Source organism: Aeromonas sp. ASNIH5, from assembly GCF_002902865.1.
Lineage (GTDB): Bacteria > Pseudomonadota > Gammaproteobacteria > Enterobacterales > Aeromonadaceae > Aeromonas > Aeromonas caviae.
The window spans coordinates 3,944,647-3,963,715 of sequence record NZ_CP026122.1 but is presented as its reverse complement, the minus strand read 5'-3'; the positions used below and the strand labels follow the sequence as shown (position 1 = coordinate 3,963,715).

The window sequence follows — 19,069 nt, the reverse complement described above, 5'->3', positions numbered from 1 at the left end:
CCCTGTCACACAGCGGGTTCGAAGCGCCGCCGAGACACCGCCCACGTCAACCAGAGGCTTGTCAGCGTGCTGCCGACGAAGAGCAGATCCAGCGCGACGCCAAGACCGGCCCCGTCGCTCACCCAGCCCAGCAACACGGGTACCCAGTTCGCCACATAGGCGATCACATAGAAGAGGGAGAGCAGCCGCGCGTGGCTGGCCGGGGGCGCGATGCGATTGATCAGGGTCGCACTGCCCACGAACACGGCCCCCTGGGCATAGCCCGCCACCAGCAGCCCGAGCCCCGCCAGCCAGCTGGGCAGGCCGTGAACGGCCCCGGCAAAGAGCAGCACGCACAGCGCCAGGACCAGCACGCCGCTTTGCAGGGTATGGCGAGCATCGAGGCGACGGGCCCAGAGCTGGCAAAGCCCGGAGAAGACCAGATAGGCCGCGACAAGATAGCCGAACAGCCCCAGATCCGTCATGCCCAGCATCTCGCTCACCACCTTGGGACCCATGGCCAGCAAGCTGGCCGCCACCGCCCAGGCGGTGAAGAGCGCCAGGGCGCAAAGGAAGAACCCGGCCCCCGTGGCCCTGAGCCCCTCCCCCAGGGATCCGCCCCCCTGCCCGCTCGGGGCGGCCTCCGTCGCCCTCACCCCTTTGGGCCAGCTCAACACCAGCCCCCCGATGGCGCAGGCCGCCATCCCCAGGATCAGCAAAAACGGCAGCGTGGTCGGGTAGAGATCCTGCTGCAGCGCCAGCCCGCTGAACACGGGGCCAAGGGCCAGCCCGGCGGTGAACGATAATGTGGCGCTAAGCGCCGCCCGCTTGCCCCCATCCCTGGGGCCAAAACGCAGCAGCGCCACATTGGCGGCGCCGGTCAGGCTGCCCGTGCCAATCCCGGCCAGCAGCCGCGCCAGCAAAAGGGCCCAGAAGCTGTCGGCCAGGGAGAAGAGCAGGGCCCCGCCCCCGACCGCCACCAGGGCAGGCAGGATCAGGGTGCGCAGATCCGCCACGCGTCCCGCCAGGTTGCCCACCCCGAACAAGGCGATGAGCACGCCCCCCGCATAGCCGCCATAGATGAGACTGAGGCCGAGATCGCTCAGAGCCAGCGCCGCCTGGTAATGGGGATAGAGCGGGGTAGGCACGCTGCTGTTGAGCAGGGCCGACATCAGGGCGAGGGAGAGAAACCAGCGCAGACGAGGATGGACAACCTGACCTGGCTCGCAAGCCGGAACGCTTGAGACAGACATGGACACTCCAGTGGCAGACGAATGAAACCGCAATCGGGAGCGACATCATAGCGATCCCGCCCACCCCGGACTGCGGCAGTTCTGCATCACGCCGACTCAATCCTGCATCACGTCGGGGTGGCACGCGCCCTTGGCCGGGGAGCCGCAGGCACGCACCGGACCCGGTCTATCCCCTTGTGCTGCCATCCCCGCTGGCATCTAATATTGCGGCGCCAATCGGGCGTTCTGCTTGAGTGAGGAGCAAGCATGATCAACTGGGACGATGCCCGCTTCTTCCTGGCCCTGGCACGGCGGGGCAGCCTGCGGCAGGCCGGACTCGAGCTCGGGGTGGATCAGGCCACCGTCGGGCGACGGATCACCCTGCTCGAGCAGCAGCTGGGGGCCAAGCTGTTTATCCGCACCCCCAGACACTATCGCCCCAGCCCCCTGGGGGAAGCGCTGCTGCCCCAGGCCGAGGCCATGGCGCAGGCGGCCCTGGCCATGATGCGCACCGCGAGCCTGGGGGAGCTGGAAGGGGAGCTTTGCATCGCCACCACGGATACCCTGGCCCAGGGCTTCGTGCTGCCCGCGTTCACCCTGCTGCGCCAGCGCCACCCCGGTATCCGCCTCAAGTTGCTGACCGCCGTCAGCGTGAGCGACATCCCCAATCAGGAGGCGGATCTCGCCATTCGCAGCGTGCGCCCCGAGCAGGGAGATCTCGTGGTCAAACGGCTCGCCACCATCAAGATGGGGCTCTACGCCTCTCCCGACTACCTGGCCAGGCGAGGCACGCCCCGCTCGGGTCAGGCACTGCAAGAGCACGACCTGCTGCTCTTTCCCAGAGAGCTGGTGGCCCGCCACTGGCTGAGTCTGTGCGGCGAACCGCTCCACGAACCCAACGTGGTCCTGCAGAGCAATGCCCAGCTGGTGCTGATGGCCGCCGCCCGGCAGGGGCTCGGCATCGCCCTGCTCTCCACCTTCCTCGCCGAGGAGGATCCCGCCCTGGTGCGCCTGCTGCCTGACCAGCACGATCCCATCGACATCTGGATGGTGCTGCACCCGGATGTGCAGAAGACGGGCCGAATGCGCGCCCTGGTGGCAGCCCTGGAGGAGGTGTTCCAGCCCCTGCAACAGACCCAGCCCTCCGCCCCCCCCTGTCAAACGCACAGGGATTGAGCGGGTATGCCCCCCATACGGGGCACTTTCTTCGCAACGAACCATGTTAGAGTCCGCCGCTGTTTTTTCCTTTGATAACGGGACCTTACATGAAGAAGTTTGTTGTTTCATCCAGTGTCATCCTGATGGCGGGCTTGCTGACAGCTTGTGCGAGCGAGTCGTCGCGCACCCTGGAGGTGCCCAAGGTTGCCTCCTATCAGAGCCACTATCAGGGCGCACGCAGCCCCATCGCCGTCGGCAAGTTCGACAACCGTTCCAGCTACATGCGTGGCATCTTCTCCGACGGCGTGGACCGTCTGGGCAACCAGGCGAAAACCGTGCTGATCACCCACCTGCAGCAGACCGGCCGCTTCAGCGTGCTGGATCGCGACAACATGGCGGAGATCCAGGCCGAAGCCGGGATCAAGCAACAGGCTCAGCAACTCAAGGGCGCCGACTACGTGGTCACCGGCGACGTCACCGAGTTTGGTCGCAAGGAAGTCGGTGATCATCAGCTGTTTGGCATCCTGGGTCGCGGCAAGTCACAGATCGCCTATGCCAAGGTCAACCTGAACATCGTCAACGTCACCACCTCGGAAGTGGTCTTCTCTTCCCAGGGTGCCGGGGAGTACGAACTCTCCAACCGCGAGATCGTCGGCTTCGGCGGCACCGCCAGCTACGACTCCACCCTGAACGGCAAGGTGCTGGATCTCGCCATCCGCGAGGCCGTCAACAATCTGGTGAACGGCATCGAGACCGGTGCCTGGCGCCCGGCCCAATGAGGAGAGACGAGATGACGCTGTTCCGTCCTTCCCTGTTGCTGGTCAGCGGCCTGCTGCTGAGCGCCTGCGCCCAGGGGCCGCAGACGCTCTACAACTGGGATCAATATCAGGGGGGGGTTTACCAGCACATGCAGGGTGACGACACCGGGGTCGAAGCGCAGATCGATACGCTGGAGAAAAACCAGCAGGAAGCGAGCGCCAAGGGGCAGGCTGTGCCACCGGGCTTTCACGCTCACCTCGGCATGCTGTACGCCCAGCTCGGCAAGGATGCCCAGACTCGTGAGCAGTTCGAAACCGAGAAGCGCCTCTTCCCCGAATCGGCCCCCTTCATGAACTTCCTGATGTCCAACAAGAAGGGAGAGACCCAATGACCCTGCGCACCCTCCTTGCCCTCACGCTGGGCACCCTCCTCCTGGGCGGCTGTGCACAGGGCCCCGGCTACGACTACAGCAACTTCAAGGAGAGCAGACCGACCTCCATTCTGGTGCTGCCGCCGGTGAATCACTCGCCGGACATCAAGGCGGGCCCCAGCCTGCAATCCCAGATCACCTATCCGCTCGCCGAGTCCGGCTATTACGTGCTGCCGGTAGCGGTCACCAACGAGACGTTCCGGCAGAACGGCGTGACCGAGCCCGCCGACATCCAGGCGCTGCCCATCAAGAAGCTCCACGAGATCTACGGAGCCGATACCGCCCTCTACCTCGACATCAAGGAGTACGGCACCAGCTATCTGGTCATCTCCAGCGAGACAGTGGTCACCGCCAGTGCCCGCCTGGTGGATCTGCGCACCGGCAAGCTGCTGTGGGAAGGCAGTGCCAGCGCCAGCAGTGCCGAGCAGCAGGGCAATTCGGGGGGCGGCCTCATCGGCATGCTGGTGGTGGCGGTGGTCAATCAGATTGCCAACACCCTTACCGACAAAGGCCATGAAATCGCCGGTATCACCAGCGTCAGGCTGCTCAGTGCCGACATGCCCAACGGCATCCTCCATGGCCCCCGCTCGCCGAAATACCAGGCTCGCTAAGGCGCCCGTCACAGTCCACACAAGAGGGCGCCATGCCCTCTTGTTTCAGTCGCCACCCCTTTTCCCTGCCTGACATCGCATGACGCCTCATCGTCTATCTTTTTGATATTGTTGGCTCATTCTTGCGTATGCCGGGTGACGACCCACCAACTTCATCTGGTGATGCCCGGCAAAATCAGTTACAAGAATGGCCTCTGTCACCATGGACGAGTTCACTGCATGGCTGGATCACTGTTGCGTATCATCCCCCGTCAATGGCTCTACCGGTTTGGCTGGCTATGTCTGGCTCTGACAGGGCTCGGGCTGGTAGCCAACTACACCTACTTCGTCATCAGGCACGACATGGCGCTCATTACCGCCAAGCAAGCCAACCTGTTCGAGGTGTTCTATCAGCGGGCCCGCATCCTGGCGCCAGAGAAACTGGCTGACTTCATCGACAACAGCAGCATCAAGATGCCCATCTTCAGCGAGAACGGGGATGCGGCGGCCTATGCCTATGGCTATGATCTCCCCACCCTGAAGCGCCTGGCGGTCATTCCCGTGTTGCCCCCGGCCAACCAGATGCTCCTCGCCTACCTGTACGTCATCTCCAACCCCGAGGTCCTCAACCTCTACGCCTTCTATGACGATCGCCGCCTGCTTGGCATGGTCGCCAACAAGGGGATGCTGCCGAGCCAGCTGCTCCCGGTCAACACCGACCTCAATGACATCGAGCCCTGGACCCACTTTTTCGGTTGCGCCTCCTTCGCCTCCACCCATGTCCCCTGCAGCACGGATGAAGCCTGGGTATCCGAGATCTACACCGACACCTTCACCGGACTGAATACCATCACCCTCTACTTCCCCTTCGTCTATTACGAGCCCGCCATCAAGGACTACCGCTATGGACTCAAGGGCATCGACATCGCCGTCGACCGGGCGTTCAAGGATGTGCTGCACCCCTTCGAGAGCCTCAATCCGACCCGGACCGTCCTCTCCTTCGAAGAGGTCGAGCCCTGCCGCCCGTTCCACCTCTGCCTGAGTACGCCGCTGATGCGCACTCAGGCAGGCAATGATCTCTACCTCAAGTGGTCATACAGTTACGGCGATTTCATCCGGTCCGTGCTCTACGGGGCGGCCTTCAAGCTCTATCTCATCATCCTGCTGCTGATCATGCTGACGGGGCGCAGCCTGGTTACCCGTCTGCGCATCCTGGCCCAGACCGACCACCTGACCCGGCTGCCACGCCGTGACATCCTCAATCAGGCGCTGCTGCGGGAGCACGACTACCTGATGATCCTCGACATCGACAACTTCAAGTCCGTCAACGACACCCATGGTCACGGGGTGGGTGACCTGGCGCTCGTCGCCTTCGCCAATCACCTCAAGACCAATATCCGCAAGGGCGATGTCGCCATTCGCTGGGGCGGGGAAGAGTTCATCGTGCTGTTCAAGGGGATGGACGATGACAAAATGATGCATCACTCCGCCGCCCGCCTGCTGGAGCGGCCATTGCGCATCCCCGAGCTGCCCGCCCCCATCACCTTCTCCGCCGGAGTAACCCGCATTCGCGATTACCTGACGGTGGCCGAGGCGGTGCAACTGGCCGACGACCTGCTCTATCACGTCAAGCAGCACGGCAAGCGCAATATCGCCTATTACCAGGGGCAGACCATCCGCCTTGTCCGCGATCCGGGTGACAATTCAGCCCCCTGAGCGGCCCGGCTTCTGCCGCTCCCCTGCTATCTGTTACCATCCCGCCCACGCTGATTGTTTCCGTCCCGGCCACGGGGCGGGATAACCCCATACTGGTGCCCTATGTCCATTGCCTCTTTCGCCGAACTGGCCCTCTCCCCCCGCTTGCAGCAAACCCTGACCGAGCTTGGCTACGCCGCCCCCACCCCGGTGCAGGCCAGCGCCATCCCCCTGATCCTCACGGGGCGGGATCTGATGGCGGGCGCCCAGACCGGCACCGGCAAGACCGCCGCCTTCGTGCTGCCCCTGCTGGAGCAGTTGTTGCAACACCCGACGAGCGATGGCCCCCGCCCCATCCGCGCCCTGGTGCTGGTGCCGACCCGCGAGCTGGCGGTGCAGGTTTTTGATAGCGTCACACGCTACGCCAGAGGCACCGACCTCACCAGCACGCTGGTCTACGGCGGGGTGAGCATCGCCGCACAGGTGGAGGCGCTGAACGCCGGGGTGGATATCCTCATCGCCACCCCGGGCCGCCTGCTCGATCACCTGCGCCAGGGGGCGCTCACGCTGGCCGAACTGCGTCATCTGGTGTTTGACGAGGCGGACAGGATGCTCGACATGGGCTTTATGGACGAGATCAAGGCGCTGTTGAAGCAAATCCCGGCGGATCGCCAGACCCTGCTGTTCTCGGCCACCTGCGATGACAACCTGTTTGCCCTCTGCAAAGTGCTGCTGCGCGACCCGGCGCTGGTGGAAGTGGCACCGCGCAACACCACGGCGGCCGAGGTGGAGCAGCGGGTCTATGCGGTGGACAGCGATCGCAAGGTGGCGCTGGTCCAACACATGCTGACCGTGAAGGGCTGGGCGCCGGCGCTGATCTTCAGCCGCACTCGCCAGGGGGCCGACAAGCTGGCCCAGCAGCTTGGCAAGGGGGGCATCAATGCGCTCGCCTTCCACGGGGATCTGTCACAGAGCGCGCGGGAAAACGTGCTGCTGGCGTTTCGCGCCGGCACCTTGCAGGCCCTGGTGGCTACCGACGTGGCGGCTCGCGGCCTCGATATCAGCGAGCTCAACCATGTGATCAATCTGGAGTTCCCCCATCAGCCCGAGGATTATGTCCACCGCATCGGGCGCACCGGCCGCGCCGGCAACAAGGGGCTCGCCATCACCCTGTTCAGCCCGGAAGACGCGCCGCTTCTAGAGAAGGTGGAGGCAGTGCTCGACACCCGTCTGCCCCAGCAGTGGTTCCCGGGCTTTGAACCGGATCTCACCCGCTTCGACCCCGAGCCGCGCCGTGCCAGCAAGGGAGCCCTGAAGCAGAAGGCCAGAAAGCAGGCCCTCGCGGGCAACAAGGGCGGCAAGGGACGAACATCCTGACACGACTGTTTGCTGGGGCAGCCATGTGGCTGCCCCAGCATCACCCCTCTCCAGACCCAGGCCTGTGGGGTGACGCCAACCGCTTTCCTGCCGCTCCCCCCTTGTTTTTCTCCGCGCCCTCCTCCTCAGTCCACTTGCCCTGACCCGGCGACCCTTTGCCACACTCTGCTACAAAAGAGGTAGTCAGGGGGCACACTTTCGCCACAAAGCAGGCGTGCAATGAAGGCATGGACAAGGAGGACATCATGAAACCCGCATCCCTCGTCTGGGCCCTGCCCCTGACCCTCACCCTGCTCTGGCTCGCTGGCATCACCCAGTGGCCCGCCAGCGTCTGGCCCTGGCGCCACGAACTGCTGATCCTGACCGGTCTGATTGGCCTTGGCGCCATGACCCTCTCTTTGCTGCTCGCCCTGCGCCTGCCGAGGCTCGAAGCCTGGTGCGGCGGGCTGGATCGCATGTTGCACCTGCACCGCAGCAGCGCCCTCTGGGCCACCGGCACCCTGGTGGCCCACTGGCTGCTGGTGGAAGCCCCCAAGTGGGCCGTCGCCGCCGACTGGCTGACCCGGCCAGCGCGCCGCGGTGCTGGTGCTGGTGCTGGTGCTGGTGCTGGTGCTGGTAACGATGCCCTGTGGCACGAACTCGGCAATACCTTGGGGGAATGGAGTTTCTATCTGCTGCTGGCGCTGGTGGTGGTAAGCCTGCTGGCGGTGGTGCGCTACGAGCGCTTCAAGGTGGTTCACCGGCTGGCTCCGGTCATCTATCTGATGGGCTGGCTGCACGGGCTCTGCCTGCTGCCGCGCATCGGCGCCCTGACCCCGGTCGGCCTGACCCTGCTTATCGGCGGCGGGCTGGGTACTCTGGGGGCGCTCTACTCCCTGTTTGGCCGGGTGGGACGGGACGCACGCCGCCAAGGGACGGTCAGCGCCCTCACTCCTCTGGACGAGCGCACCCTGGAGATCCGGGTTGGCCTCACCGCGCCCCTGCACGGCTATCGCCCGGGGCAGTTCGCCTTCTTCGACTTTGCCGGGCGCGGCGAGCCCCACCCCTACACCCTGGTCGATGTCTCGGCAGATGGCTGTACCCTCACCCTGGCGGTGCGCGCCCTCGGGGATCACACCCGCTGGCTGCACCGCCACCTCAAGGTGGGGGATACGGTGATCGTGACCGGCCCCTATGGCGCCTTCGCCCTGCCGGATCCGGCCCCCGCGCTCTGGGTGGGCGCCGGTATCGGCATCACTCCCTTCGTCGCCTGGCTGGAGGCCCTGGTACGCCGTGGTGAACAACGCCCCGGCACCACCTTGCTGCAATGCGCCCCCACCGCCGAGGCCGCCCCCTATCACGGCCGGCTGGCCGAGCTGTGCCGCCGGGCCGGGATCGACTACCGGCTGCATCTGGAGTCCGAGCGCGGCCAGCTGGCTCTGGCCGCCCTGGGCGAGCGCCAGCACACCCCGGTGTGGTTCTGCGGCCCAGAGCCCATGGCCCACACCCTGGATGCCCATCTGGCCACCCCGCTGCACCGGGAGCTGTTCCGCTTTCGCTGACGGGCCAGCCGGCGCAGTCAGCCATCGGCTGCGCCGTTTTTCTCGGTGCGGGGCGCAGGCGGGCCGGCAAACAGCAAGATTGTCCAAGCGAGAGGCACACCCTTGGGGCTAGATTAGGGGGGCAGTCTGGTACAGGAGGGAAAGATGGCGCAGGACAACCAGTTCATATTCGCACACAGTCAGCACCTGGCGAGCCTGACTGCGCTGCGGGTCAACATGACGGAGTTTCGCTACGACCGTCACGCCCACGAGGAGTACTCCTTCGGGGTCACTCTGGCCGGGCGGCAGAACTTCTTCTGCCACGGCGGAGCCCACTCCAGCCCGGCAGGCAGCGTCATCCAGTTCAATCCCGGGGATGTCCACGACGGTCATGCCGGTGACAACGCCAGCCTCGACTACACCATGCTCTACATTCCGCCCCACGAACTCACCCCGCTGTTTGCCGATGCTGCGGGCGAGCGGGCAATGGGGACCTACCGATTGTTGAAGCCCCTGGTGCGCGATGAGGCGCTGAGCGCCTGCATCCTCGAGCTGGCCCAGGCGGTGCGCGGCCAGGCCGACAGCATAGAGCAGGAGTTTGCCCTCTATCGCCTCGCCACCCGAGTGATGCAGCAGGCGGGACGTTTTGAGCCCAATGGCCGGGTGAGTCGCATCGATCGCCTCCTGTTGCAGGCCAGGGACTTTATCCACGCCCACTTTCAGCAGGATATCTCCCTGGCCGACATCAGCGCGGCGGCCAACATCTCCAAGTACCACTTCCTGCGGCTGTTTCGCCAACAGCTTGGCATCACACCCCATCAATACGTGATCAACTGCCGCATCAATGCCGCCCGGCGCGCCCTGGCCGCCGGAGAGTCGGCGCAGGATCTGGTGTACCGCTTCGGTTTCACCGATCTCAGTCACCTCAACCGTCGCTTCAAGCGCATCTATGGCATGACCCCCACCCAATACAGCGCCAGCCTGATCCGCTGAGCCCAAGGAACACCCCATGATTGAACTTCTCGCCTATGCCATCGGCATCATGTATACCCCAGGCCCCGTCAACCTCATCGGCCTCAATGCAGGCCTGGGTGGCCGCACCCGCGCCTCCCTTGGCTTCTTCCTCGGGGTCGGCTTGGCGATGTTCGTGCTCCTGCTGCTCTTTGGCTGGGCGGGCACCCGCCTGGTGCGGGAAGATACCCTGATCTATGTCAGCCTGGTGGGGTGCCTCTATATCGCCTATCTCGCCATCAAGATCGCCAGCGACAGCGGCGAGCTCGGTGCCAACGAGGCGCCTGCCCGCCCTCTGGGGGTGCGCAGCGGCTTCATCATCCAGCTGCTCAACCCCAAGGCCATGATCGCCACCCTGCCCATCACCAGCATCCAGTTCCCGGCAGCCCAGATCCACGGCTGGAGCCTGCTGCCCTGGTCCCTGCTGCTCGGCCTGCTGGCCGCCGGCGCCCCCGGCAGCTACTCGATGGCTGGCAGCCTCATCGGACGTCATCTTCAACATCCTCGCTGGTTCAGGTACTTCAACCTGCTGATGGCCGCCCTGCTGCTCTACAGCGCCATAGCCCTGGCCTACCAGCATGTCTACCTGCCGCTGGCCGCCTGAGCAGGTCAATTGCCCACGCCAAAAACGGTGAAACACCACCGATGAAATGGCACTGCAACTGAGAAGACACAGGCCGGGCACTGCTGCACCGGCCTTTTTGGGTCATTTTCTCCATGAGCCGGCTATCCTCACGGGGTCTTGTGCCCGATGTGACGCTACCCATGGTTCGCTTCGGTACCAGAGGCAGACCCCTTCCCTCATCGGCGTCAGCGCAGCAATACGACGCCATGACCAAAACCCTCATTCGGGTATTGATGCATACGGAATGAATAAGCATTATCTGCGGCCCCTGGTCATGGATAAGAATGTTGTATGTCCTTTGATAAAAAGCACGGTGAGTTCATCTTCAATGTGCAGGAACACCTGGTCACCTGCGAGCTGATCGGCCCTTTCAATGAAGAGGGTATGCTGACGTGGATTACGGAGATTAAGCGCGTGGTAAACAGTCTCGATGGTAAGCGTTTCTGCGCCCTGGTGGACCATCGTCAGCATCAGGGGGTGGTGCTATCTGCCCTGCCCCATCTGCAGGAAACCTATCAGTGGCTGACCCAGAAGAATCTGGTGGCCATCGCCTCCCTCTATTCGGCCAAGGTGCTCCATCACATCGCCCTCTCCTGCCTCTCCCTCACCCACCCGGACCATATCCGGGCATTCAACGACCCCCAAGAGGCCATCGCCTGGCTGGATGCCCAATATCAGACGCGGTAGGCCACCCGGCCTGGCGTGAGGCTCACTATGTCGCGCACTAGCCAATCCGGCCTGTGTTGATGCGCACTGTGCCGTGACGTCACCGGCCCGGTCTGGTTAAAAAGGCCGGTATCCATGCCCTGCTGTACTGCGCCCGGTAGCAACCGATGGCTGACCCCCCAGAGACAAGAAATAGGTGCCACTCGGGAGAGCCGCAGCCTGGGCGGTTAGCTGCCCCGGCAGGGCGCCATCCGTGCCAAGGGGCATCTGCGCCGCCCGCACGCTGCCACCCCAGAAGCTCGCCACCAGTATCAAGGCCCCGGCCAACCCGTATTTGATCCAGGATTTCATCGTCTTGCTCCCCTCTCGTTGGCCCTCGCCACTCTGTGGCAAGCAGGCCCATTTATCAGTGGGCAGAAGATAGGGGGGATTTGTGAGGGGAAAATGAGGTTGTGTGAAGCCAAGGTGAAGTCGGGGGAAAGTCCGGAAAAATCGGCAGCGAACCACGACCAATTCTGCGATTGACGGTGAGGGATGTGGAAAGAGGGAAATGGTCAAAACACGCAATCGCCGCCTTGATATAAGGACGATTAACGCAGCGTAACCGTCCGAATACGCGGTGCATGTCGAAGCTGTAACCATAGGGGTAGCGACAAAGTGTATGGAGATGGTATTCACCTGACAGTTGCCCACAAAAGGGAGTGGTCATACGGCTTCAAACCGGATAACAAAACGGTACCCCTACCGTGTTATCCGGAGTCACCGTATGACCACCAACGAGAAAGTAGCACGTCGTAAACTCAGCCTGCTAGAGCTCGCCAAAGAGCTCAATAACGTCAGCAAAGCCTGTAAGCTCATCGGCTACAGCCGCCAGCAGTTCTACGAGATCCGCCGTAACTACCAGACCTATGGGGCTGAGGGCTTGCTCGACAAACTCCCCGGCTGTAAAGGGGCGCATCCCAACCGGGTCGCTCCCGAGATTGAACAGGCTATCCTCGATTACTCTCTCACCAGACCAACCCATGGCCCGCTGCGGGTCGCGCAAGAACTGGCTCTGCAAGGCATCAACGTCAGTGCGGGCGGTGTGCGTGGCGTGTGGCAACGTCACGACTTGCTCTCCAAGCATGACCGCTTGTTGCGCCTCGAGAAAACCCACAGGGAACAGACGATTGAGCTCAATGACGAGCAGATCCGCCTGCTCGAGCGCTTCAGCCCCGAGTTTCGCGAACGCCAAATTGAGGTTCACTACACCGGGGAACTGGTGGCGGTCGACACCTTCTTCGTCGGCGCACTCAAGGGGGTGGGCAAGGTGTATCTGCAAACCGTACTGGACTGCTACAGCCGCCACGCCTGGGGACGGCTCTACACCAGCAAGCTGCCGGTGACCTCGGTTCATGTGCTCAATGAAACGGTATTGCCGTTCTTCGAAGCCCATGAGGCGCGGGTCTATACCATCCTGTCGGACAACGGGCGCGAGTTCTGCGGCCGCCCTGACCATCATCCCTACGAGCTGTTCCTGCAACTGGAGGGAATTGAACACCGGACAACCAAGGTACGCAGGCCGCAGAGCAACGGTTTTATCGAGCGACTGCATCGCACACTGCTGGATGAACACTTCCGTATCAAGGGGAGAACGACCTGGTATGAGTCGGTAGAGCAGATGCAGACAGACCTGGATAGCTACCTGGAGCACTACAACACCCAGCGGCCACATCAGGGCAGGATGATGGAAGGACAGACTCCCTACAGCATGTTCAAAAAGGGTCTGAAATTGATACCGAAGGAAGTGCGCACTAAAGTAGCGTAAACAAGACACCGGTTTGAGGCCGGTGTCAGGTGATAACTAGATCTGTACAGCCTCCCACTTATAACAATCATATTACATTCCTCCAGTACGAAAAAAACCACCCATTACACGGGTGGTTTTTCCTTATACGCAAAAGTTTAGTGATATTTAATCTCCAACCGCAATCACCCCAGCGGCGGCGTGCGCGGCGGCACCCTGCGCTTGCTGCCGGTGGACTCGAAGGCCGAGGCGACGCGCAGCAGGTTGTTGTCGTCATAGGCGCGACCGGCGAAGGTCAGCCCCACCGGCATACCGATATCGGCCATCACGCCCATGGGGACGGTGACGGTCGGCACGCCGAGGTGGCGGATGGCGAGGTTGCCGTTGGCCACCCAGATGCCGTTGCTCCAGGCGATATCGGCGGAGGCCGGATTCACGTCCGCATCGGCCGGGCCCACGTCAGCGACGGTGGGGAACAGCACGGCGTCGAGCTTGAGCTCGTCCATCCAGTCCTCCAAGTCCAGCTTGCGGGTCTGCTCCAGCCCACGCAGGCCGTCCGGCACAGAAGCAATCTCGTCGAAGCGCTTGAGGCCGCGCTTGGCCATCTTGACGTACTCGTCCATGCCCGCAGCCAGATCGCCCTCGCGGTTCGGCAAAGTGCCCGGATCGTGGGGGAAGATCTGGGGGCCATCCACATCGGCGAGTTTATTGAGCTTGGGATCGCCGTTGGCGCGCAGAAAGTCGTCGAACGCCCAGCCGGAGAGCTCCCACAGCTCGTCGTTGAGAAACTCCGGGCTCACGATGCCGCGATTGAACACGGTCGGTGCGCCGGGTCTGTCCCCTTCGCAGTTGGAGACCAGCGGGAAGTCCACTTCGATGACTTCGGCGCCAGCGGCTTCCAGCGCTTTGCGCGCCTCTTCCCACAACGCAATCACGGTCTCGCGGGTATGAATGCGCTGACCGGTCGGGCCGCCGATACCGGGGTTGTCGCTGGTGCCGGCCAGTTCATCCTTGTTGATAAACATGCGCGGCACGCCGAGGCGCTTGCCCTTGAGGGCATCGGCCTTGGCAGCCAGTTCCAGATAGGACGCCGGACGCACTTCGGAGGCCTTGGGCAGTTGCACCCAGGGCTGCATACGCCAGAGATCACCACGAGTCTCGGCATCGTCGGCGACCACCACATCCAGCACTTCCAGCAGATCGGCCATGGTGCGGGCATAGGGCACGACGACGTCCATGGTCGGGGTCAGGGGCCAGTTGCCGCGCACCGAAATCACGCCCCGGGACGGGGTGTAGGCACACAGGCCGTTGTTGGACGCAGGGCCCCGGCCGCTCGACCAGGTCTCTTCGGCGAGACCAAAGGCGGCGAAGCTCGCGGCGGTGGCAGTACCGGCCCCGTTGGAGGAGCCGGAGGCAAAGGGCGCGGTCAGGTAGTCGGCGTTGTAGGGGCTCTCGGCGCGGCCATAGACGCCGCGCTGCATGCCGCCATTGGCCATGGGGGGCATATTGGTCTTGCCAAGGCAGATGGCACCGGCGGCGCGCAGGCGCTCAACGGTAAAGGCATCACGCTGGGCCACCAGATCCTTGAAGGCCGGGCTGCCGGAGGCGGCGGTCAGCCCCTTGACCAGATAGCTGTCCTTGGCGGTGTAGGGGATGCCGTCGAGCGGGCTCAGGGTTTCCCCACGGGCGCGGCGGGCATCGGAAGCCTCGGCCTCTTTCAGGGCATCGGGGTTGGGCACCACGACGGCATTGAGGCGGGTTTGTGTCTCGGGGCCATTGTAGGCCTCGATCCGGGCCTGATAGGCCTCGACCAGTTCGACCGCGGTGGTGCGGCCTGCTTCGAGCGCACCGCGCAGCTCTGCAATGGAAACCTCGGTCACTTCGATCATGGGGATCTCCTGTAAAAGGGTGACTGTTTGTCATGATGATCGCCGCATCGGCGCCTGCGACCATCACATTATCAAGAGATAAAACCCCACGGCGTGGGGTTTTGAATTTCTACACTCTTCGACCAGCTTATTTGCCGGAAGGGATCTGCTGGGTAATGCAGTGGATATTGCCACCGCCCAGCAGGATCTCGCGGGCCGGTACACCGACGACCTTATGCTCCGGGAAGATCTCTTCCAGAATGCGCTGGGCTTCGCCGTCGGTGGCGGCATCCAGCAGCGGGTAGACGATGCGATCGTTGGTGATAAGGAAGTTCACGTAGGAGCCGGCCAGACGGCCTTCTGCCTCGCGCGGCACACCGCTGCCGCTCTCGACACCGGCAGACTCCTCTTCAGTGCAGAACAGCGGGCCCGGCTGGGGCAGCTTCCACACTTTCAGCTTGCGACCCTTGGCATCGACCGCCGCTTCCAGCACCTTGAGGGCGGCCAGGGAGCGGACGTACTGGGGATCGTTCTCGTCATCGGTCCAGTGCAGGGCCACTTCACCTGGGCGCACGAAGCAGCACATATTGTCGATGTGGCCGTCTGTTTCATCCATGTAGACGCCTTCGTCCAGCCAGATAAAGCTGGTGACGCCCAGATAGTCGCGCAGGTGAGCTTCGATCTGCTCTTTGGTCAGGTGCGGGTTGCGGTTTTCGTTGAGCAGGCACTCGGCGGTGGTCAAGCAGGTGCCTTCGCCATCCACATGGATGGAGCCCCCTTCCAGAATGAGCGGCGCGTCGTAACGATCCATGCCGTGCTGTTCCAGCATCCGGGCTGCGACCTCTTCATCCTGGTTCCACGGGTAGTAGAGACCACCCTTGTGGCCGCCCCAGGCGTTGAAGCCCCAGTCCACCCCACGGCACTCGCCTGCGGCGTTGGTGACGATGGTGGGGCCAGTGTCGCGGGCCCAGCAGTCATCGCTGGCCATCTCCACCAGGGTAACGTGGGCGGGCATGATGCCACGGGCCTGCTCCATAAACTGGGCCGGCACCCCCATAAAGACCGGCGTCGCGCCACCGATGGCATCCGCCACCTTGGCGAAGGTGGCCTGGGCGAAGCGACCGGCTTCCCGCCAGTTGTCCGGGCGGAACGGCCAGATCATCCAGACGGCCTGCTGGTGAGCCCACTCGGCGGGCATGGTGAAGCCGTCGGCGGCCGGCGTGGAATTCATGGTCTTGATGCTCATCGCAAGGCTCCTTGCATGGATTGAGGCCCCCGATTTGCCTGGGAACCCTGGAAAAATAAGAGTGGGTCGCAGTGTAAGAAGTTGCGCGCCCATCCATCAAATGAATAGGATTAATTGTCCCATAAACACGGCGAATAATCCCCCCCATGAAACTGCACCAGCTCGACCTCAATCTGCTGCTCGCCTTTGACGCCCTGATGACGCAAGGGAGCGTGACCCGCGCCGCCGAATCGCTCTTTATCAGCCAGCCCGCCATGAGCCACTCCCTCGGCCGGTTACGGGCCTTTCTCGGCGACCCGCTGCTGGTGCGCACGCCCCAGGGGATGTTGCCGACTCCCCGGGCCCAGCGCCTGCATCTGGGGGTGCAGCAGGCGCTGCGGCTGCTGGAGCAGCAACTCTGGGAGGAGGACGAGTTCGCGCCGCGTCAGTCGAAGCGCCGCTTCGTGCTCTGCACCACGGATTACGTGGAGTGCGTGCTGATCCCGCCCCTTATCCAGCGCCTCAGGAAGCTGGCCCCCGGCGTCACCATCGAAATCCGCATCCTGCGCGATACCCTGCCCGAAGCCGAGCTGGCGAGCGGCGAGATAGATCTCGTGCTGGGGTTTGACGAGTACATGCAGGTGCCGGGGTATCTGGGCAAGGAGACCTGGCTCACCGAACCCCTGGCCGGGCTGGTGCGCGCCACCCTGGAGCTGGAAGAGGAGCGCATCACCCTCGAGCAGCTAATCGAGATGCCCCATGTGTTCCACTCACCGCTCGGCACCTCGGAGGCGAGCCTCGACCGCTATTTGCAGAGCCTGGGCCATAGCCGCACCATCTTGGTCAACAGCCAGAGCTATATGTCCGCCGCCGCCATCGTCAGCCAGAGCGACCACCTCTTGGTGCTGCCCAGCATGGTGGCCGAGCTGCTCGCCAGCCACTGGCCGCTGAAAAGCCTGCCCCTGCCCGACGACGTGCCGGACTATCACCTCAACTGCGTCTGGCACCCGGTCCACGCCCAGCAACCGGCGTTGATCTGGTTGAAGGCGCTGATGAAGGATCTGGTGAATCCGGGCTAAGCGGCAGCGGCTGGCAGTTCCTCCCCCTCATCCCCAACCCTTCTCCCATTCTTTTGTAAATGAGCGGGAGAAGGGAGCAAACAACCCGGCGGCGTGTGGCATCCCCAGCAACAACAAAGGCTCCCGCGGGAGCCTTTGTTGTTTCCATCCTCGCCATCACGCCCGCAGGGCACTCATCATCCGGGCGACGACACCGGCCAGCAGAGGGCGGTCGGGGTGACACTGGGCGAAGGTGACCAGTCCCTGGATATGGACCTGCAAGAAGGCGGTCAGGGTGGGGATGTCCCCCTCTTTTGCCAGCTCTCCCTGCGCCTTTGCCAGGGCCAGCTGCCCGGCCAGATCCTGTTCCAGCTCGCCGTAGATGGCCTTGAAGCGAAGGTGCAGCTCCTCGTCCTGCTCCGCCAGCTCCATCAGGGTGCGGGTCAGCAGGCAGGAGCCCTGCAGGGCATCGTCCACCACCTGCTCGAGGTAGGCGTGCAGCCCCGCCAGCGGGCTGGGCTGTGCCAGGCAGCGGCGGCGCAGGGTCCCCTTCTCTGCCACATAGTGATCGACCGCCGCCAGCAGCAGGCCGCGCTTGTTGCCAAAAGCGGCATAGAGGCTGCCCGGGTGCAGGCCGGTTGCGGCCACCAGCTCCTGCATGGTGGTCTTGGCATAGCCTTTGGCGCGAAAGGCTTCCATGGCGTTTCGCAAGACGGCATCCCGATCGTATTCGGCGCTGCGCATGGGGTCTCCGGTGGCAAGGTCCCGCGGGACGGAAAAAACAGGGCGGCAAGTTTACCCCAGCCTCCCCCGTCAATCCATGTTGAATGCTTGCTCAAAAAATACTTGCACACAAACCAAAAAACGTCTTGAATGCCCGTTCAAGAATCACTCCCTCAGGACAGACGATCATGAATACCCTGTTTCAGCCCTATCGCCTCAACGACACCCTCACCCTCGCGAACCGTTTCATGATGGCCCCCCTCACCCGCTGCATGGCGGGCCCGGGTCTGGTGCCCACCGAACAGATGGCCGCCTACTACGGCCGCCGTGCCGACATCGGCCTCATCATCTCCGAAGCCACCATCATCCGTCCGGACGGGCAGGGCTACCCCAATACCCCGGGGCTCTACAGCGCCGAACAGATCGCCGGCTGGAAGAAAGTGACCGGCGCCGTGCATGCCAACGGCGGCAAGATCTTCGCCCAGCTGTGGCACGTGGGTCGTCTCTCCCACCCCTTCTTCCACCACGCCGAAGTGCTGGCCCCCTCTGCCGTCGCCCATGAGGGCACGGTGCCGCGCATGCGCGAGCTGGTCTATCAGGTACCCCGCGCCCTGACCGAGCGCGAAATCGCCCAGCTGGTCGAGGATTACGCCCAGGCCGCCGCCAACGCCATCGAGGCGGGCTTTGACGGGGTGGAGATCCACGGTGCCAACGGCTACCTCATCGATCAGTTCCTGCACCACGCCAGCAACCTGCGCACCGACAACTACGGCGGCAGCCCCGAGAACATGAGCCGCTTCGCGCTGGAGGTGGTGGATGCCATCGCCGCCCGCATCGGCGGGGATCGCACCGGCCTTCGTCTCTCCCCCGGCGCCTATGTGCACCTGGAAGGGGATGCCCGGGATCGCGCCGTGTTCGACCACCTGCTGGCCGAGCTGAACCAGCGCACTCTGGCCTATCTGCACCTGGGCATCTTCGATGACAGCCTCACCTTCGACTACCTGGACGGCCGCGCCTCCGACTACCTGCGTGCCCGCTACGACGGCCACCTGGTGGGGGTGGGCAACTACAGCGCAGAGACCGCGCTCGAGGCCATCGAGGCTGACCGCTTCGACCTCGTCGCCATCGGTCGCCCCCTCATCGCCAACCCGGACTACCTCGCCAAGGTGAAACAGGGCGACGCCCTGGTGCCCTATGCCGACACCATGCTGGCGGAACTGGTCTAACCCTCGCCGGCACCTTGCCAGACCAAGGATGGGATCCGCGCCCCCGCGCGGGTTTCCAATGTTTGGGCCCTCTCCCGGGCCCTTTTTTCTGCCTGCCTGTCCCCTTTTTCACGTAAATGGTTGTCATCAACAACCAAAAGA

The 19,069-nt window shown here is 63.6% G+C and carries 17 protein-coding genes and 1 pseudogene; 13 read left to right on the top strand and 5 right to left on the bottom strand.

The window, feature by feature from the left end:
* Window positions 1-5 precede the first annotated feature (5 nt).
* Window positions 6-1,232, bottom strand: a complete 1,227-nt coding sequence (locus C2U30_RS18715; RefSeq protein ID WP_103244278.1) for an MFS transporter — start codon at window positions 1,230-1,232, stop codon at window positions 6-8.
* 246 nt (window positions 1,233-1,478) lie between these two features.
* Between C2U30_RS18715 and C2U30_RS18710 the strand changes: the two genes are divergently transcribed.
* The 10 genes from C2U30_RS18710 (at window position 1,479) to C2U30_RS18665 (ending at window position 11,063) form a co-directional block, all read left to right on the top strand.
* On the top strand, window positions 1,479-2,387 hold the full coding sequence (locus C2U30_RS18710; RefSeq protein WP_103244277.1) for a LysR family transcriptional regulator: 909 nt from the start codon (window positions 1,479-1,481) through the stop codon (window positions 2,385-2,387).
* Window positions 2,388-2,476: 89 nt separating this feature from the next.
* Window positions 2,477-3,148, top strand: a complete 672-nt coding sequence (locus C2U30_RS18705) for a CsgG/HfaB family protein (protein WP_029313711.1) — start codon at window positions 2,477-2,479, stop codon at window positions 3,146-3,148.
* Window positions 3,149-3,159: 11 nt separating this feature from the next.
* Window positions 3,160-3,519: a DUF4810 domain-containing protein gene (locus tag C2U30_RS18700; RefSeq protein WP_103244276.1), complete on the top strand. Its 360-nt coding sequence runs from the start codon at window positions 3,160-3,162 to the stop codon at window positions 3,517-3,519.
* Window positions 3,516-4,169 carry a DUF799 domain-containing protein gene (locus tag C2U30_RS18695; RefSeq protein WP_103244275.1) on the top strand — a complete coding sequence of 218 codons (654 nt, stop codon included), beginning with the start codon at window positions 3,516-3,518 and terminating at the stop codon, window positions 4,167-4,169. Before C2U30_RS18700 ends, C2U30_RS18695 begins: the two co-directional genes overlap by 4 nt.
* A 219-nt stretch (window positions 4,170-4,388) precedes the next feature.
* Entirely contained in the window at window positions 4,389-5,864 is a 1,476-nt protein-coding gene (locus C2U30_RS18690; RefSeq protein WP_045523432.1) for a GGDEF domain-containing protein, read from the top strand.
* Between the two features lie 102 nt (window positions 5,865-5,966).
* Complete coding sequence (locus tag C2U30_RS18685; protein ID WP_103244274.1) at window positions 5,967-7,220, top strand: DEAD/DEAH box helicase; 1,254 nt, start codon at window positions 5,967-5,969, stop codon at window positions 7,218-7,220.
* A gap of 227 nt (window positions 7,221-7,447) precedes the next feature.
* A complete protein-coding gene (locus C2U30_RS18680) occupies window positions 7,448-8,761 on the top strand; it encodes a ferredoxin reductase family protein (RefSeq protein ID WP_103244273.1) in 1,314 nt (437 codons plus the stop codon).
* Window positions 8,762-8,905: 144 nt separating this feature from the next.
* On the top strand, window positions 8,906-9,733 hold the full coding sequence (locus tag C2U30_RS18675) for an AraC family transcriptional regulator (RefSeq protein ID WP_039041296.1): 828 nt from the start codon (window positions 8,906-8,908) through the stop codon (window positions 9,731-9,733).
* A 16-nt stretch (window positions 9,734-9,749) separates the two neighbouring features.
* Window positions 9,750-10,355, top strand: coding sequence for a LysE family translocator (locus C2U30_RS18670; RefSeq protein WP_103244272.1), 606 nt, complete (start codon window positions 9,750-9,752; stop codon window positions 10,353-10,355).
* A 312-nt stretch (window positions 10,356-10,667) separates the two neighbouring features.
* Window positions 10,668-11,063 carry a hypothetical protein gene (locus C2U30_RS18665; protein WP_039041295.1) on the top strand — a complete coding sequence of 132 codons (396 nt, stop codon included), beginning with the start codon at window positions 10,668-10,670 and terminating at the stop codon, window positions 11,061-11,063.
* A gap of 237 nt (window positions 11,064-11,300) precedes the next feature.
* Here the strand turns inward: C2U30_RS18665 and C2U30_RS23195 are convergent.
* Window positions 11,301-11,393 (bottom strand): annotated as a pseudogene (locus C2U30_RS23195) (subclass B2 metallo-beta-lactamase); the annotation flags it as partial.
* A gap of 415 nt (window positions 11,394-11,808) precedes the next feature.
* Here C2U30_RS23195 and C2U30_RS18655 point away from each other — a divergent pair.
* Window positions 11,809-12,849, top strand: coding sequence for an IS481-like element ISAs19 family transposase (locus C2U30_RS18655; protein WP_042864152.1), 1,041 nt, complete (start codon window positions 11,809-11,811; stop codon window positions 12,847-12,849).
* Window positions 12,850-13,013: 164 nt separating this feature from the next.
* Here the strand turns inward: C2U30_RS18655 and C2U30_RS18650 are convergent, their stop codons facing one another.
* A complete protein-coding gene (locus C2U30_RS18650; RefSeq protein ID WP_103244271.1) occupies window positions 13,014-14,717 on the bottom strand; it encodes an amidase in 1,704 nt (567 codons plus the stop codon).
* 127 nt (window positions 14,718-14,844) lie between these two features.
* Window positions 14,845-15,942: an agmatine deiminase gene (aguA, locus tag C2U30_RS18645; protein ID WP_103244270.1), complete on the bottom strand. Its 1,098-nt coding sequence runs from the start codon at window positions 15,940-15,942 to the stop codon at window positions 14,845-14,847.
* 146 nt (window positions 15,943-16,088) lie between these two features.
* Between aguA and C2U30_RS18640 the strand changes: the two genes are divergently transcribed.
* Window positions 16,089-17,000: a LysR family transcriptional regulator gene (locus C2U30_RS18640; protein WP_103244269.1), complete on the top strand. Its 912-nt coding sequence runs from the start codon at window positions 16,089-16,091 to the stop codon at window positions 16,998-17,000.
* A 156-nt stretch (window positions 17,001-17,156) separates the two neighbouring features.
* On the opposite strand, the gene C2U30_RS18635 is transcribed toward C2U30_RS18640, so the two are convergent.
* Window positions 17,157-17,723: a TetR/AcrR family transcriptional regulator gene (locus C2U30_RS18635; RefSeq protein WP_103244268.1), complete on the bottom strand. Its 567-nt coding sequence runs from the start codon at window positions 17,721-17,723 to the stop codon at window positions 17,157-17,159.
* Between the two features lie 167 nt (window positions 17,724-17,890).
* Between C2U30_RS18635 and C2U30_RS18630 the strand changes: the two genes are divergently transcribed.
* A complete protein-coding gene (locus C2U30_RS18630) occupies window positions 17,891-18,928 on the top strand; it encodes an alkene reductase (RefSeq protein WP_199767295.1) in 1,038 nt (345 codons plus the stop codon).
* Window positions 18,929-19,069: the final 141 nt, after the last annotated feature.

Excerpts from the sequence above, each read along its gene's own strand:
- C2U30_RS18715 (WP_103244278.1), bottom strand. The coding sequence starts at position 1,232 with ATGTCTGTCTCAAGCGTTCCGGCTTGCGAGCCAGGTCAGGTTGTCCAT.
- C2U30_RS18710 (WP_103244277.1), top strand. The coding sequence starts at position 1,479 with ATGATCAACTGGGACGATGCCCGCTTCTTCCTGGCCCTGGCACGGCGG.
- C2U30_RS18705 (WP_029313711.1), top strand. The coding sequence starts at position 2,477 with ATGAAGAAGTTTGTTGTTTCATCCAGTGTCATCCTGATGGCGGGCTTG.
- C2U30_RS18700 (WP_103244276.1), top strand. The coding sequence starts at position 3,160 with ATGACGCTGTTCCGTCCTTCCCTGTTGCTGGTCAGCGGCCTGCTGCTG.
- C2U30_RS18695 (WP_103244275.1), top strand. The coding sequence starts at position 3,516 with ATGACCCTGCGCACCCTCCTTGCCCTCACGCTGGGCACCCTCCTCCTG.
- C2U30_RS18690 (WP_045523432.1), top strand. The coding sequence starts at position 4,389 with ATGGCTGGATCACTGTTGCGTATCATCCCCCGTCAATGGCTCTACCGG.
- C2U30_RS18685 (WP_103244274.1), top strand. The coding sequence starts at position 5,967 with ATGTCCATTGCCTCTTTCGCCGAACTGGCCCTCTCCCCCCGCTTGCAG.
- C2U30_RS18680 (WP_103244273.1), top strand. The coding sequence starts at position 7,448 with ATGGACAAGGAGGACATCATGAAACCCGCATCCCTCGTCTGGGCCCTG.
- C2U30_RS18675 (WP_039041296.1), top strand. The coding sequence starts at position 8,906 with ATGGCGCAGGACAACCAGTTCATATTCGCACACAGTCAGCACCTGGCG.
- C2U30_RS18670 (WP_103244272.1), top strand. The coding sequence starts at position 9,750 with ATGATTGAACTTCTCGCCTATGCCATCGGCATCATGTATACCCCAGGC.
- C2U30_RS18665 (WP_039041295.1), top strand. The coding sequence starts at position 10,668 with ATGTCCTTTGATAAAAAGCACGGTGAGTTCATCTTCAATGTGCAGGAA.
- C2U30_RS18655 (WP_042864152.1), top strand. The coding sequence starts at position 11,809 with ATGACCACCAACGAGAAAGTAGCACGTCGTAAACTCAGCCTGCTAGAG.
- C2U30_RS18650 (WP_103244271.1), bottom strand. The coding sequence starts at position 14,717 with ATGATCGAAGTGACCGAGGTTTCCATTGCAGAGCTGCGCGGTGCGCTC.
- aguA (WP_103244270.1), bottom strand. The coding sequence starts at position 15,942 with ATGAGCATCAAGACCATGAATTCCACGCCGGCCGCCGACGGCTTCACC.
- C2U30_RS18640 (WP_103244269.1), top strand. The coding sequence starts at position 16,089 with ATGAAACTGCACCAGCTCGACCTCAATCTGCTGCTCGCCTTTGACGCC.
- C2U30_RS18635 (WP_103244268.1), bottom strand. The coding sequence starts at position 17,723 with ATGCGCAGCGCCGAATACGATCGGGATGCCGTCTTGCGAAACGCCATG.
- C2U30_RS18630 (WP_199767295.1), top strand. The coding sequence starts at position 17,891 with ATGAATACCCTGTTTCAGCCCTATCGCCTCAACGACACCCTCACCCTC.